This window comes from Halorientalis brevis (assembly GCF_023077655.1).
On record NZ_JALLGV010000007.1, the window covers coordinates 378,454 to 391,428 of the forward strand.

11 protein-coding genes and 1 pseudogene are annotated in these 12,975 nt (G+C 67.3%); 7 read left to right on the forward strand and 5 right to left on the reverse strand.

Going from position 1 to position 12,975, the window contains the following annotated elements:
- Positions 1 to 4: 4 nt before the first annotated feature.
- The 3 genes and pseudogenes from MU553_RS17390 to MU553_RS17400 all read right to left on the reverse strand — a co-directional run.
- Positions 5 to 2,701: an oligosaccharyl transferase, archaeosortase A system-associated gene (locus tag MU553_RS17390; protein WP_247379868.1), complete on the reverse strand. Its 2,697-nt coding sequence runs from the start codon at positions 2,699 to 2,701 to the stop codon at positions 5 to 7.
- A 127-nt stretch (positions 2,702 to 2,828) separates the two neighbouring features.
- On the reverse strand, positions 2,829 to 3,515 hold the full coding sequence (locus MU553_RS17395) for a type 1 glutamine amidotransferase domain-containing protein (protein WP_247379873.1): 687 nt from the start codon (positions 3,513 to 3,515) through the stop codon (positions 2,829 to 2,831).
- Between the two features lie 42 nt (positions 3,516 to 3,557).
- Positions 3,558 to 3,740: pseudogene (locus tag MU553_RS17400) on the reverse strand (DUF8107 family protein); the annotation flags it as partial.
- Between the two features lie 111 nt (positions 3,741 to 3,851).
- Here MU553_RS17400 and MU553_RS17405 point away from each other — a divergent pair.
- The 4 genes from MU553_RS17405 (at position 3,852) to MU553_RS17420 (ending at position 7,694) form a co-directional block, all read left to right on the forward strand.
- Positions 3,852 to 4,262, forward strand: coding sequence for an SRPBCC family protein (locus MU553_RS17405; protein WP_247379879.1), 411 nt, complete (start codon positions 3,852 to 3,854; stop codon positions 4,260 to 4,262).
- Between the two features lie 161 nt (positions 4,263 to 4,423).
- Positions 4,424 to 4,720: a DUF7990 family protein gene (locus MU553_RS17410; protein ID WP_247379882.1), complete on the forward strand. Its 297-nt coding sequence runs from the start codon at positions 4,424 to 4,426 to the stop codon at positions 4,718 to 4,720.
- A 1-nt stretch (position 4,721) separates the two neighbouring features.
- A complete protein-coding gene (locus tag MU553_RS17415; protein ID WP_247379886.1) occupies positions 4,722 to 5,693 on the forward strand; it encodes an ArsA family ATPase in 972 nt (323 codons plus the stop codon).
- Between the two features lie 174 nt (positions 5,694 to 5,867).
- Entirely contained in the window at positions 5,868 to 7,694 is a 1,827-nt protein-coding gene (locus MU553_RS17420) for a carbon starvation CstA family protein (protein ID WP_247379888.1), read from the forward strand.
- 16 nt (positions 7,695 to 7,710) lie between these two features.
- On the opposite strand, the gene MU553_RS17425 is transcribed toward MU553_RS17420, so the two are convergent.
- Entirely contained in the window at positions 7,711 to 8,304 is a 594-nt protein-coding gene (locus MU553_RS17425; RefSeq protein ID WP_247379891.1) for a DUF8052 family protein, read from the reverse strand.
- Positions 8,305 to 8,502: 198 nt separating this feature from the next.
- Here MU553_RS17425 and MU553_RS17430 point away from each other — a divergent pair, with 198 nt between their 5' ends.
- The 3 genes from MU553_RS17430 to MU553_RS17440 all read left to right on the forward strand — a co-directional run bounded on the left by MU553_RS17430 (position 8,503) and on the right by MU553_RS17440 (position 11,229).
- Positions 8,503 to 8,724, forward strand: a complete 222-nt coding sequence (locus tag MU553_RS17430; RefSeq protein WP_247379894.1) for a DUF8007 family protein — start codon at positions 8,503 to 8,505, stop codon at positions 8,722 to 8,724.
- A gap of 118 nt (positions 8,725 to 8,842) precedes the next feature.
- Positions 8,843 to 9,580, forward strand: a complete 738-nt coding sequence (locus MU553_RS17435; RefSeq protein ID WP_247379898.1) for a DUF5828 family protein — start codon at positions 8,843 to 8,845, stop codon at positions 9,578 to 9,580.
- Positions 9,581 to 10,044: 464 nt separating this feature from the next.
- Entirely contained in the window at positions 10,045 to 11,229 is a 1,185-nt protein-coding gene (locus MU553_RS17440; RefSeq protein ID WP_247379901.1) for an inorganic phosphate transporter, read from the forward strand.
- A 17-nt stretch (positions 11,230 to 11,246) separates the two neighbouring features.
- Here MU553_RS17440 and MU553_RS17445 read toward each other — a convergent pair whose 3' ends face one another.
- On the reverse strand, positions 11,247 to 12,944 hold the full coding sequence (locus tag MU553_RS17445; RefSeq protein WP_247379903.1) for a histidine kinase N-terminal 7TM domain-containing protein: 1,698 nt from the start codon (positions 12,942 to 12,944) through the stop codon (positions 11,247 to 11,249).
- Positions 12,945 to 12,975 lie beyond the last annotated feature (31 nt).

The following is a 12,975-nucleotide window of genomic DNA, read 5'->3' on the forward strand; positions in this document are numbered from 1 at the left end:
CCGTTCACCCGTCGCCGGGAACCTGAATCGTCTCGCCGTCGTAGATCGCCGTCTCCGGGACGGAAACGGTCGCCGTCGTCGGTGACGAGCCGCCGACGCGCACCGTGTACGACCCGACGGCGCTGACGCCGCTGTCCGTGCCGCCCTCGCTCGGCGACACCCCGTCGGCGGTGGGGTACGGGACCGTGACTGCGAACGTCCCGTTCTCCGAGACCGTCGTTCGCTGTTCGTACGTGAACGTCCGTCCGGTGTTGGTTCGCAGCTGGAGCGCGACGCGCACGGGCGTCGTTCCGTTCCCGCTGGCCGTCTCGACCTGGCCGGTGAGCGTCGCGCCGGGCACGCGCTCGAACGACTTCACGCGCGACTCCTGCCGGACGTTGTACGCGTACACGTCGGGCCGCTGGAGGAGCTGTAGCGTTCGCGACGTGAGCATGCTGTTGTACCAGCCGACGGACTGAGCACCTCCCGTCTGCGTGGTCTGTGCGAGGTTCAGGAACTGCGTGGTCTCGTTCGACTCGTGGACGAGCCGGTAGTGGGACAACCCGCCGGCGTCCTGGAAGTACAACCGCGACATCATCGTCCGCCGGAACTGCTCGTTGAGCGCGTTCACGCGGACCTGTTGATCGGTTCCGACGAACCGGTCGCCGCTGACGCGCTGTAAGGTGACCTCCTGTGGCGAGACGTACTCCTCGAAGCCCGGTCCGATCCACGTCGCGATCGGCCTGAACTTGTTGTTGCGGTCTCCCGGACTGGCGCCGGACGCCGCGACCATCTGGTCGTCGATCACGACGTACCGGACGTCCTCGCTCGCCTCCTGGGCGGTCCGAGACTGCGCGTACGACTGCAGCTCCGGTCGCATCGACTCGATCTGGCCCGACTCGTCGACCATCGACGTCACCGAGGTCGACCCGTTCATGGCTGGCAGGGCGTCGAGCAGCAGGTTGGCGGTCGGTTCGGACTTCGCCTGGAAGAACGCCGCGGCGACCCGCGGCCCTTGCTGGAACGGGTTCGCCACCGGCACGCGCCGTGCGCTGTGGGTGATCCAGTGCCCGTAATCCCACCAGGACATGACGCCGTAGGCGCGCTCCGGATACGCGAAGTCGCCGTCTGCGGGCCGGTCGTACTGTTCGGTGTAGTCGAGACCCGGCTCCGGCGTCCCGTCGTGCATCCACTCCAGCTCCTGTTGCCACGCCATGTCCGCGCCGCTGGCGTACTCGGCGGTCTGCCACGACGGGTGGAGGCCGCCGGCCGCCACGACGTTCCCGGGGACGATCAGCAGGAGCACGATCAGCCCGGCGACGACCTGCGTGGTCTCGGGCCGCCGCAGCGCCGCCCACGAGTCGAGACCCAGCTGGCCGACCAGGAGCCACCAGATGGCGAGCGCCGCGAGAATCACGACGTTGACGGCCAGATAGTAGCCGAACCGGACCATCGTGAAGTACGCCGACAGCATCGTGAGCGTCCACAGCAACAGGAACAGTTCCGCGGGGCGGTCCCGCCGAACGACTCGGCGGACCAGGACGAGAAAGCCCACGAGCGCGAGCAGGACGATCGGTCCGTAGGCGCCCACCAGACCGCCGACCGTTCCGGGGGACAGCTCGGCCACCGTCAGCCCGGTCGCCGATTTGAGGAGGCCGAAACTGTAGACCCGGACGACGAGTTCTTCGAGGAGTCCGAGCACGCTCGGCGCGACCAGCGCCGTCACCGCGAGCGCTGCGACGAGCAGGCCGACCACGATGCCGGGATACGCCAACGGGTCGTAGTTGTTCCGCGAGACGTACCGCGAGATGCCCAGGAGGACGACGGCGCCGGCGGCGATGCCGAAACAGACGAGCGGCTGCAGCAGCGAGAACGCGGTCGCTTCCAGGACGTACTCCGTGGCGTACAGTAGCGTCAGGACGCCTGCGACCGTCATCGACCCGACGACGCCGAACGCCAGGTAGTCGAGCGGCGTCCGGTGGAGGTGGTCGCGGATCGCCTGGAGGACGACGAACACGCCCATCGTGAACACGAGCATCACGCCTGGCCCCCAGGTCATGAGGTAGGAGGCGATGAGGACGCCCCCCGCGGCCGCGGCGACGACTGGTCGTTTGAGCGCCGCCCAGTCGCCCGCTCGGAGGTCGGCGACGAGCGGCGTCTCGCGATACCCGCTGGTCAGCGCGTACACGAAGCCGAACGCGGCGAGCGTTCCGAAGAACGCCTCGGCAGACTGGTGGTCGGCGACCCCGATGACCGTCCGGTAGAGGAAGCCGCCGCTCACCAGCGCGAGCAGGGCCGCGGCGACGACGCCGGCCCGGCGGTCGTAGAGACGCGCCGTGACCAGATACACGGGGATCGCCGTGACGGCGCCGAAGACGGCCGGCGCGTAGGCGGTGACGACGTTGCTGAGGTAGGGCGACGGCGAGCCGAGACCGACGACGAGCGCGGCGAGCGCGATGAGCTGGTCGAACAGCCCACCGAAGCCCGAGTGGCGCCCGGTGCCGTACGGGAACTGCGAGTAGGGGTCGAACTGCTGGGTAGCGGGGAAGTTGTCGACGACGAACTGCACGACGCGCGCGTGGTACCAGGCGTCGTTACCGCTGAAGTAGACCTGGCCCTGGAGAAAGACGCTGTCTGCGTCCAGGGTTCGGACCCAAAACATGAATCCCACGATCGCGACGAGCGCGATGGGAACGCTGTACTTCTCGATGAGGGAGGGCATCCGACGTTGGCTCATCGGTTGTCCGATACCTCTTCTGGCGGGGTGATAACTCCGATGGAATCCAGGAGTGGTTCGGTGCCGGCGCCGCCGAGGCAGGCCCTCGACCGGCCGTATCGACAGTCGCCAGTCAGTACTCGACGCCCAGCTCGTCCAGCAGCGTCAGCGCCGCCTCGTGGGACGACGGCGGGCCGCGGCCGGTCACGAGGTCGCCGTCGACCCGCACGGAGGTGTCCGCATCGAGGTCGGCGTCCCAGTTCCCGCCGGCGGCTTTCACCTCGTCTTCGACCCAGTAGGGGAGTTTGCGGCCGTCGGGCATCAGGTCGCGGTCGTCGACGATCCCTTCCTCCCAGGCGTTCGGGAAGCCGGTCACGTCCCGGCCCGCGACGAGCAGGTCCCCGTCGGAGCCCCGCGTGAACGCGAGGATGCCGACGGCGTGACAGACGACGAGCGCCTTTCTGTCACCGTCCTCGACGGCGGTCCGCAGTGCGTCCCGCGCGTGGCGGTCCTGCGTGATGTCCCACTCGGTGCCGTGGCCGCCCGGGAACACGACCGCGTCGTACTCGCTGGCGTCGGCGTCGGCCAGCGCGATGGGATCGTTCAGGCGGTCGTCGGTCTCGTGGACCTCTTTGACGTGCGCCGCGGTCTCCTCGCCGACCTCGTCGGGGTCGATCGACCGCTCGTCGATGACCGGCGGATTCCCCGTCGGCGTCGCGACCGTGACGTCGACGCCGGCGTCCGAAAGCGTGGTGAGCGGCTCGACACATTCCTCGCCCCAGTAGCCTTCCTCGCTGACGATGAACAGTGCTGTTGTCATCCGGGGGTCCGTATGGCATCGAACCCTAAAAGTTCAGGCGTGCTACTGGCGGAGCACGACCAGGTACGTCAGGACGGCGACCAGTATCGTCCCGGTCGCCACGTTCCGCAGGGTGAACGAACTCAGGTCGAGGAACGCCAGTCCCCAGACGACGACGGTGCTGAACAGGGCCGACAGCAGCAAATCGAGCACCAGCAACACGCGGATGTCCCCGTCCGACATACCGTGGTCGTCTCGCCCCGTGCTGTTATCTCTGTGGGTCCGCGCTGGGACCGCCCTTCGATCCGCGTCGCCTCACGCCACAGTAGCTTTAGGTGCCCGCTGCCAGGGTCCGGTATGCGCGAGGTCGAGGCGAGCCGGTTCGTTCGCGCGACGCTCCCGGAACTCGAACGGGCAGTGTCGCCGAGCGACGTCATCGAGCACGAAGGGACGTTCACGGTCGCCGAGGTCACGGAGACGGACGACGGCCAGCGGGTCACCGCGCGGGCCGGCGGGATGGAAGTGACGTTCGTCGTCGAGGAGCGCGACGACGGCTACTACTACGCGCAACTGGGCGATCAGGGCCCCTTCGAGTCGATGGAGACGACGGTCACCTTCGCCCGGCGCAACGAGGGGACCGACGTGACGATGCGGTCGACGGTCAGCCTCGGCCTGCCGCTGTCGACGCTCACCGACCGCATCGCGGCCTGGAAGCGGCGCGGCGAACTACAACGAGCGCTGGACAACGTCGCCGCCGCCGTCGAGTGAGGCGGCCGGCGACGGGTGCCAGACAGTGGGTTTATGCCTGCAACGAATCTACCGTCTCGGCACGAACGTGACCGCACGCGACGCAATCGAGACGAGCCAGCAGGCGACGACCCCGCCGGTGCTCCCGGCCGGCCGTGACCGTTCTCGGGGGGCGTGAGACGATGAGCGTGGAACGCCGCATCGAAGCGTATCTCGACGCGATCCGGGAGTGGCTTCACGGCCTGTATCACGGGATGATCGAGCACCCGTCGACGGAACTCATCGAGAAGGAGGCCGAGGACACGGAGGACGTCTTCCTCTTTGCCTGCTTCGCCGACGCCTTCGGCATCCCGAGCCCGGTGTCGTACTACACCGCCGAACTGCTGCCGTATCTCAGCGAGGAGTTCGAACAGTGGGAGCGCCGGATGTGGGACCGCCAGTCGATGCTCGAACGCAAGGGCCAACAGTATCACTTCTGACATGCACAGGTTCGTCTTCTTCGGCGGCAAAGGCGGCGTCGGCAAGACGACGGTCTCGTGTGCCTACGGCCTGAAATGTGCCCAGGCCGGACTGCGCACGCTCGTCGTCTCGACCGATCCGGCACACAGCACGTCCGACGTGCTCGACCAGTCGTTCGGCGACGACCCGGCGGCCGTCGACGGCGTCGAGAACCTCTGGGCGATGGAGATCGATCCGGACGAGGAGATCGAGGCCCACCTCACGGAGACCAAGCGGGCGATGACCGATCAGGTCAGTCCGAGCGTCGTCAACGAGATCGAGCGCCAGATCGAACTGGCCCACCGGACGCCCGGCGCCTACGAGGCGGCGCTGTTCGACCGCCTCATCGACGTGATGCGGACGAGCGACGAGTTCGACCGCGTCGTCTTCGACACGTCACCGACCGGCGGGACGCTCCGCCTGCTCTCGCTCCCCGAGTTCCTCGAAGACTGGGTGGAGCGACTCGCTGCCAAGCGCGAGCAGAGCATCGACCTGTTCGAGAAAGCGGCGATCGGTGACAAGGAGGCCCGCCGGAAACGGGAGGACGACCCCATCATCGACCGGTTGCTGGAGCGCAAGGAGATGTTCGAGTTCGCCGGCGAGACGCTCCGGAACGAGGCCGCCTTCTTCCTCGTGTTGAACCCGGACGAACTGTCGATCAACGAGACCGGCCGTGCGGTCGACAGCCTCGACGAGCACGGACTCGCGATCCGGGGCCTCGTCGTCAACAAGGTCGCGCCGGAACCGGACCCGGACGAGACCGGCCGCGGGGCGACGTACCTCCGGGAACGATACGAGACCGAACAGGACCGTATCAGTCGGATCCGCGAGGAGTTCGACGAACCCGTCGTCGCGGTCGTCGAACAACGAATCCGCGAAGTGAAAGGTGACCTCCTCGACGCGGTCGCCTCGGAGCTCGATATCGACGTCGACCGTCCGACGGAACAGTCCTGACGCCCCAGCTCCCGATCGTCGCTCTCACTGACGACGTTCTTACCATTCCTCGTCCAACTGCCTGCGGCACGGGTCCTTTCTGTGCGGACTAGTGTCTGGTTTGATACGTCCCCTGACAGTTCTTGGAAACTCTTAAGTCCGAATCATCGACTAACATTCATGAGAGTTAATTTCATGGTCCAAGCACTCTGGCTCGTGGTCGCGACGTTGATCACGTTCAGCCTCGGCTACCTGGGGTACTCGCGGTACCTCGTCCAATTCGTGGAACTGGACGAAGATCGCGAAACTCCGGCACACAAGTACGAGGACGGGCAGGAGTACGTCCCGGCGAAGAAGCCGGTCCTGCTCGGCCATCACTACTCGAGTATCGCTGGCGGTGCGCCCATCGTCGGTCCGATCACGGCCGGCGTCGTGTGGGGCTGGGTCCCGGCCCTGCTGTGGATCGCGATCGGGAACCCGCTCCTGGGGAGCGTCCACGACTTCGTCTCGCTGTCGGGGAGCCTCCGTCACGAGGGGAAGTCGATCGGCTACATCATCGGCGAGTACGTCGGCGATCGCGGGAAGAACATGTTGCTGTGGTTCGCGTTCCTGACCATCATCCTCGTCGTCGCCGTGTTCGCGCTGGTGGTCGGCATCGTGTTCGACGCGTACCCGCAGGCGGCGACGGCCAGCCTGGTGTACATCCTGCTCGCGCTGGTGTTCGGCGTCTACCTCTACCAGCTCGACCTCCCCTTCATCGCCGGGACGATCGCGTTCGTCGCCGCCGTCTTCGGGGGCGTCTATATCGGCATCCAGTACCCGCTCGCGCTGTTCCCGGCCGGTCCCGACGCGGCGTATCCGGCGGGGACCATCGTCCTGTTCAGCGGCGGTGCGGCGCTCCCCGGCGCGAGCGCGCTCGGGGCCAACACCGCCGGCTGGGTACCGGTGATCCTGATCTACGCCGCCATCGCGGCGGTGCTGCCGGTGTGGACGCTGCTCCAGCCGCGTGACTTCCTGTCGTCGTTCCTGCTGTACGCGGGCGTCGGCGGCGCGCTGCTGGCGATCATCGTCGGCACGTTGTTCGGGACGTCGTCGGAACCGCTGACCATCTCGCTGGAACCCTACTACGGGTTCATGGGAACCGCGGGCCTGCCGCTGTTCCCGCTGTTGTTCGTGACGATCGCCTGCGGGACCATCAGCGGCTTCCACTCGCTGGTCTCCTCGGGGACGACTGCAAAGCAGCTCAACAAGGAGACCGACGCGCGCGTCATCGGCTACGGTGGCATGCTCGGTGAGGGGCTGCTCGCGACGCTCGCGCTCGCGACGGTCTCGATCGCCGGCGTCACCGCTGGCAGCGGCGTCGGGCGCGCCCTGCCGAACTTCGCGTCCGGTGGCGGCGTCATCCTCACGAGCTTCGGCATCCCGCCGTCCTTCGGCGCGCCGTTCATGGCACTCGTGCTGGTGAGCTTCCTGCTGACGAGTACCGACACGGCGGTGCGGCTCGGCCGCTACATGGCCGAGGAGATCGTCGGCACGCCGGACGCCGACAGCGTCATCGTCCGGCAGGCACAGGAAGCCGGCTCGAACCGGTACTACAACGCCATCATCCAGGTCGTGCTCGCGTACCTCCTGGTGTCCAGCGGGACGTGGTCGGACCTCTGGCCGCTGTTCGGCGGTGCGAACCAGCTCCTGGCCGCGCTGGCCCTGCTGACCGCCACCGTCTGGCTGGCCAACTGGGACGACAACAAGCAGCTCATCAGCACCGGCGTCCCGATGGCGCTGATGACCGCGATCACCGTCGTCGCGCTCCTCTACCTCGCGCTCTATCAGAACTTCTACCAGAAGTTCGTTCTGGGCAACTGGGGCGAGGGCGGCGCGACGATCGCCGCACAGGCGTCCGTGGCCGTCCAGATCGTCATCGCGCTCGTCCTCGTCGGCCTCGCGCTGTCGCTGGCGCGCATCGGCTACGACAACATCAAGAGCGTGCGTCGCGAGCCGTCAGCGGCACCCGCCGACGACTGAGTCCTCGACCGTTTTTTCAGGACCTGAACACCGACACCAGCCGTTCGAGGAGCCCCCGCGACCCCGCGTCGAGCGGGTCCCAGGTCGCGAAGGCTCGCCCGACGTCGGCCTGCTCGCTGGCGACCAGTCGCTCCTCGTCGGGTGCGACCACGACGAGGTTGACCTCGTACTGGCCGTAGTAGCCGTACTTGAGCAGCGTTCGGTCCCGGAAGCCGGAGACGTAGTCCGCGACCGCGTCGGGAACGGTCGGGGCCACGACGACGAACGTGAACTCGGTGCCGTGGTGTTCCTCGTCGGCGGTGATCCACTCCTCGGCGAGCGCGTGCCCGAGGTCGACCAGTCGGTCGAGATCGGCCGTCGTCACGCGGTCCCGACGCGTGACGAACAGGTGTTCCTGGGCCTCGTAGTTCGCGTAGTTCAGCGCCGGGTGAAACAGTTGCTTCTGGCTCTCGACGTGGAGCCGACCGTACATCTCGAATCGCTCGCCCTCGACGCTGTAGGACTGGTCGAGGTCGTAGTTGAACATGAGTCGGTCGCTCACGCGGTCGAGGTACTCGTCGTCCCACTCGGGAACGTCGGACGGCACGTCCGTTCGGTCCTCGTCACTCATCGCTGGACGTGTGAGCGGGCGCGTCGTCGACCGTGCTCTCCCGGGCTCTCATACAGCACCCAGGGCGTCAACGATACAAAAGTCACACTCTTCTCGGGGACCCGACGCCCCACGTCGCGGGGTCGCTGGAGGGACGACCGGGGCGCGGTGACGGACGCCACAAACGTTTATACGCTTGCTCGCCCAAGCCTGGCTGGTATGGGTAGCAGCGACACGGAGGCCTGCGGCCGCTGTGGGATGACGACCGTCGTCAGTGCGACCGAGGACGGCGACGGCGAGGGCGGCGCGGACGTCTTCGACGGTGGACGCATCGAGGTGGCCGAAGCCGACCTCCGAACCGTGGCGTGGCCGGCCCGCTTGCTCGGCCGCGCGAAGCGCAGACTCAACGAGGTCGCCATGCGGCTCACCTACGATCGATGAGTCGCGGCCCGGTGCTGCCGGTGAGAGCGGGACGCGCCTCTGGCAGCCGGCCCGACCGGGGCCGCCGGCCGCGGGAGGAAGACGTATATCTCTCGGCGGCCTGGATACTGGACAACTGATGGAAGAGAGCGTTTCGGGCTTCAAAACCCGCGGACGATGGGTCGACGTCGTCGAGCACGGCGAGCGCATTAGCCGTGCTATCAGAGACATCGAGGCAGACCCGGAGGTCGAACTCGCCACCGACGTCGGTGCCCTCGAGGAGTTCGACGAGTGGCGACCGAAGGCCGACGAGCGACTCGACGAGGACGTCAACGAGAAGACCGCCGAGCAGGCCAGCGTCGACGAGGGCGAAGGCGAGAAGGCGGGCAAAGAGCCCGACGAAGACCTCCAGACGGCCGGCGAGAAACTCACCGAGTCCTACGAGAAACTCGACGAACCCGACGAGGCCGTCGACAAGTGGGGCGAATCCCTCGACTACGTCGCCCGCGCGGCGGACTCGGCCGGGCGGAAAGCCCTCCGCGCCGTCGAGGGCGCCGTCTACCGGAACGTGATGACCCAGATGTCTCCCTATTATTTCGACAACGAACTCGTCAGCGCGAACCTCCAGCGCGCCGGCCGCGGTGACGTCCCCGAGTACGTGTTCGAGGTCAACGTCAACGACGACGACCTGAAGATCCGCGTCTCGAACCGCCTGGCCGACTACGAGCAGTCCGTCGACCGCTGGCACGTCGACACGCCCAAAGAGACCGATGTCATCGAAGCCGTCGAAGGCGTCGAGATGCCCGAACCCAACGGCGAACTCGACCCCGAGACGAACGATCCGTCCGACCCCGACGCCGAACCCGACGACTCCTGACCCCACTCGATCCCGGGCCGTTGGCCGCTACCGGCGTCCTCGTGGCTCCGCGCTGCGCTCCGATCGGACGGTCCCACGGCTCCCGGTCGATGAGCGTCGGTAGAACGGCCGGACGTCGCAGTCCCCCCAAGACCTGCGACGTCCGACTGCGATTACCAGTCGACGCGCTCGATCCGATACCCGCCGCATTCGGGACACACCTGTCGTCGCATCTCGAAACCAGTCTCACACCCCTGACATTTGTAGTCGGTACACCCCGCGTCGGCCGGTCTCGTCAGTTGTTTAAGACGCTTGAACACCATTGGCCCCCACCATGGTGTTTCAGAGTGTGACCATCCAGTCGCTTAATAATTCGGGTCTACCGTGGGTGTAATTATCTACCACGGGCGAAGGCGGGCGAAACCGAGAGACGATCACCGTGTCGGCAGGTTATTACCGTTGCTGGCGTTATTCGAACCAATGAAATGGTAGCCGCAGGGACAGTCGCGACGTTTCTGATCGCTGGTGGGGCGAGTCTGTTCATGGCCTGGGCGATCGGTGCCGGATCGTCCGGGTCGACGCCGTTCGCCCCTGCGGTCGGTGCCAACGCTATCTCGGTGATGCGGGCAGGATTTATCGTCGGCCTGCTCGGTCTCGCTGGCGCGGTCCTGCAGGGAGCCAACGTCACGGAAGCGGTCGGCCGGGAACTCATCCGGAACGTCACGCTCTCGCCGACGGCGGCGACGGTCGCGCTCATCACCGCCGCGGTCCTGGTCGCGATCGGCGTGTTCACCGGCTACCCGATCGCGACGGCCTTTACCGTCACCGGGGCCGTCGTCGGCGTCGGACTGGCCATGGGCGGTACCCCCGCCTGGGCGAAGTATCAGGAGATCGTGACGCTGTGGGTGCTCGTCCCCTTCGTCGGCGGCGCAATCGCGTACGCCACCGCCCGCGCCCTACGGAACGACCGGGTGGCCGAACGCTACGCCGTGCCCCTGCTGGCCGCCGTCGTCGGTGCGATCCTCGCGAACGTCGAGTTCGTCCTGCTGGGCCCGCCCGGTGAGGCGGCGTCTCTGGCGGCGACTGCCGCCACGACCGTGCCGTCGGTTTCGCCGTCCCTCGCCTCCTTCGGTGCCACGCTCCTGGCGGCGCTCCTCGTCGGACTGGTGCTGTTCTGGGACATCCGCGGCGACCCGGCCGCCGGCCAGCGGCACTTCCTGCTGGCGCTGGGCGGCCTCGTCGCGTTCTCGGCGGGCGGCAGCCAGGTCGGCCTCGCGCTCGGCCCGCTGCTCCCCTTGCTCGACCCGTTCGAGGTTCCGCTCGTCGCCGTCCTGCTCGGTGGCGGCTTCGGTCTCCTGCTCGGCTCCTGGACCGGCGCCCCGCGGATGATCAAGGCGCTCGCCCAGGACTACTCGGCGCTCGGCCCGCGGCGCTCGATCGCCGCGCTCATCCCCTCGTTCGCCATCGCTCAGACGGCCGTCTTCTTCGGGATTCCCGTCTCGTTCAACGAGATCATCGTCAGCGCCATCATCGGGAGCGGCTACGCCGCCGGCGGCAGCGACGTCAGCGGCTCGAAGATGGGGTACACCGCCCTCGCGTGGGTCGCCTCCCTCGCGCTCGCCTTCGCCGTCAGCTACGGCGTGTTCACTGCGGTCGACTTCATCCTGTAACGGGGAGAGTGGACCGCCTACTCCTCCTGAACGGTGGCCGCCTGCAATCGCAGCGTGACGGTCGTCCCCCGCTCGCTCACGTCGAACTCGAGCGTGCCGTCGGATTTCATCACGACCCAGTTGACCAGCCAGAGCCCCGCACCGCTGCTGTGATCGAGAGCCGTCTCCTCTAGCTGATCGAGGACCGCGACCTCGTGCTCGGGGATGCCCGGCCCGTCGTCCGCGACGGTGATTTCGACCGTGTCGTCGCGTCGCTCGACGCTGATCTCGACCCGCGGCGTTCCCTCGTTGTGGACGATCGCGTTTCCGACGAGGTTCTCGAGCGCGGCGTCCAGGTCCTCGTGGGCGGTGACCCACGCCGAGTCCGGGTGTGTCGTCTCGATCCGCGCGTCCGGGTGTTTCGCCTGCATCGCGTCCGCGATCGTCTCGACGAGACAGCAGGCGTTGAGCGTCAGCGTTTCGCTGTCCGTTTCGATGATTCGCATGATCTGGCGAGCCTTCTCGCTGGTCCCGACGAGTTCGTCGCTCCGCTCCAGGATGGTCCTCGCGAACTCGGCAGTCTGGCCCTCGTTGGCTCTGACGATCTCCTCGGCGCTGCCCCTGATGATCGTGAGCTCGTTCCGGATGTTGTGGCGGACGATTCGGCTGTGTACCTGTCTGTGCAGGTCTAACTCCTGTTCACGGCTCTTCAGCGCCGTCACGTCGCGCAGGACGATCACCGTCCCGGTCCGCGTCCCGCGCTCGGTGATCGGCGTCGTCGTGGCCGCGAAGTGTTTGACGGCCCCGTCGTCCAGGAACTGGATCGCGGTGGTGCCGTCCTCGCCGTTGCGGTAGTGTTCGAGCAGGTTCGGATGATCGGCGAACACGGCCGAGACTGACTGTCGTACGGGATTGCCGTCCAACAGGGCGCGGGCGGCCGGATTCGCGTCGACGATTCGTCCGTCCCTGTCGGCCGTCAGCACCGCGTCGGGCATCGTCTCGACCGCCGTTCGCCGCCCGATCGGGACGAGCTCGAAGAGACCGTGGCGAAACAGTGCCAGCCCCCAGAGGGCGCTCCCGAGAAGGAAGCCGACCGGTGTGACATCGACGTACGGCGGAAACGGCCACGCTCCGACCTGTTCGAGGAAGAAATCGAACACGGCGACCGTGGCGACGAGCCACCCGCCGAACAGCAGCGTCACCTGGCGCCGGAGAATGCCGCTCGAACCCGGGACCTCCCGGATCAGGGTCGCCGCAGCACCGACGCTCACCGAGAGGAGGTAGACGGTGTGAATCGGATACCACGGACCGAACTCGAACTGGAGGTACCCCTGGGCGGTGACGTGCGTCCCGGCAGCGTACATTAGGTGATGCCAGTCGTTGGTCAGCGCGAGGCCGACCGTACAGACGGGGACCGCCAGCACGGCAGCGACGCGTTTCGACGCCAGGCGAATCCGGCGACGGTGGACGAACTCGACGACCAACAGCGCCCAGCCCAGGATCGTCACGTTGGTGAACACCAGCTGGCCGACCGCTGTGCCGAACCGAAGCGCCGGCGCGTGGACCAACACGCGAACGCCGGTCGCCAGCGACCAGCACCCGAGACCGACGACCGCGACGACGAACCCCCGCACGCCCGGCTTGCCGCTGTACCTGGCTGCGACAGCGACCAGGGCGAGCGCCGGGAGGAGAACGCTCGCCAGCCCGACTCCCACTGCGTCCGCTAGCCCGACCATCGATACGCGAGATAGCTATCTCTGCACTGAT

Bases quoted from the DNA above. Each gene is read 5' to 3' on its own strand.
- MU553_RS17390 (WP_247379868.1), bottom strand. From the start codon at position 2,701: ATGCCCTCCCTCATCGAGAAGTACAGCGTTCCCATCGCGCTCGTCGCG.
- MU553_RS17395 (WP_247379873.1), bottom strand. From the start codon at position 3,515: ATGACAACAGCACTGTTCATCGTCAGCGAGGAAGGCTACTGGGGCGAG.
- MU553_RS17405 (WP_247379879.1), top strand. From the start codon at position 3,852: ATGCGCGAGGTCGAGGCGAGCCGGTTCGTTCGCGCGACGCTCCCGGAA.
- MU553_RS17410 (WP_247379882.1), top strand. From the start codon at position 4,424: ATGAGCGTGGAACGCCGCATCGAAGCGTATCTCGACGCGATCCGGGAG.
- MU553_RS17415 (WP_247379886.1), top strand. From the start codon at position 4,722: ATGCACAGGTTCGTCTTCTTCGGCGGCAAAGGCGGCGTCGGCAAGACG.
- MU553_RS17420 (WP_247379888.1), top strand. From the start codon at position 5,868: ATGGTCCAAGCACTCTGGCTCGTGGTCGCGACGTTGATCACGTTCAGC.
- MU553_RS17425 (WP_247379891.1), bottom strand. From the start codon at position 8,304: ATGAGTGACGAGGACCGAACGGACGTGCCGTCCGACGTTCCCGAGTGG.
- MU553_RS17430 (WP_247379894.1), top strand. From the start codon at position 8,503: ATGGGTAGCAGCGACACGGAGGCCTGCGGCCGCTGTGGGATGACGACC.
- MU553_RS17435 (WP_247379898.1), top strand. From the start codon at position 8,843: ATGGAAGAGAGCGTTTCGGGCTTCAAAACCCGCGGACGATGGGTCGAC.
- MU553_RS17440 (WP_247379901.1), top strand. From the start codon at position 10,045: ATGGTAGCCGCAGGGACAGTCGCGACGTTTCTGATCGCTGGTGGGGCG.
- MU553_RS17445 (WP_247379903.1), bottom strand. From the start codon at position 12,944: ATGGTCGGGCTAGCGGACGCAGTGGGAGTCGGGCTGGCGAGCGTTCTC.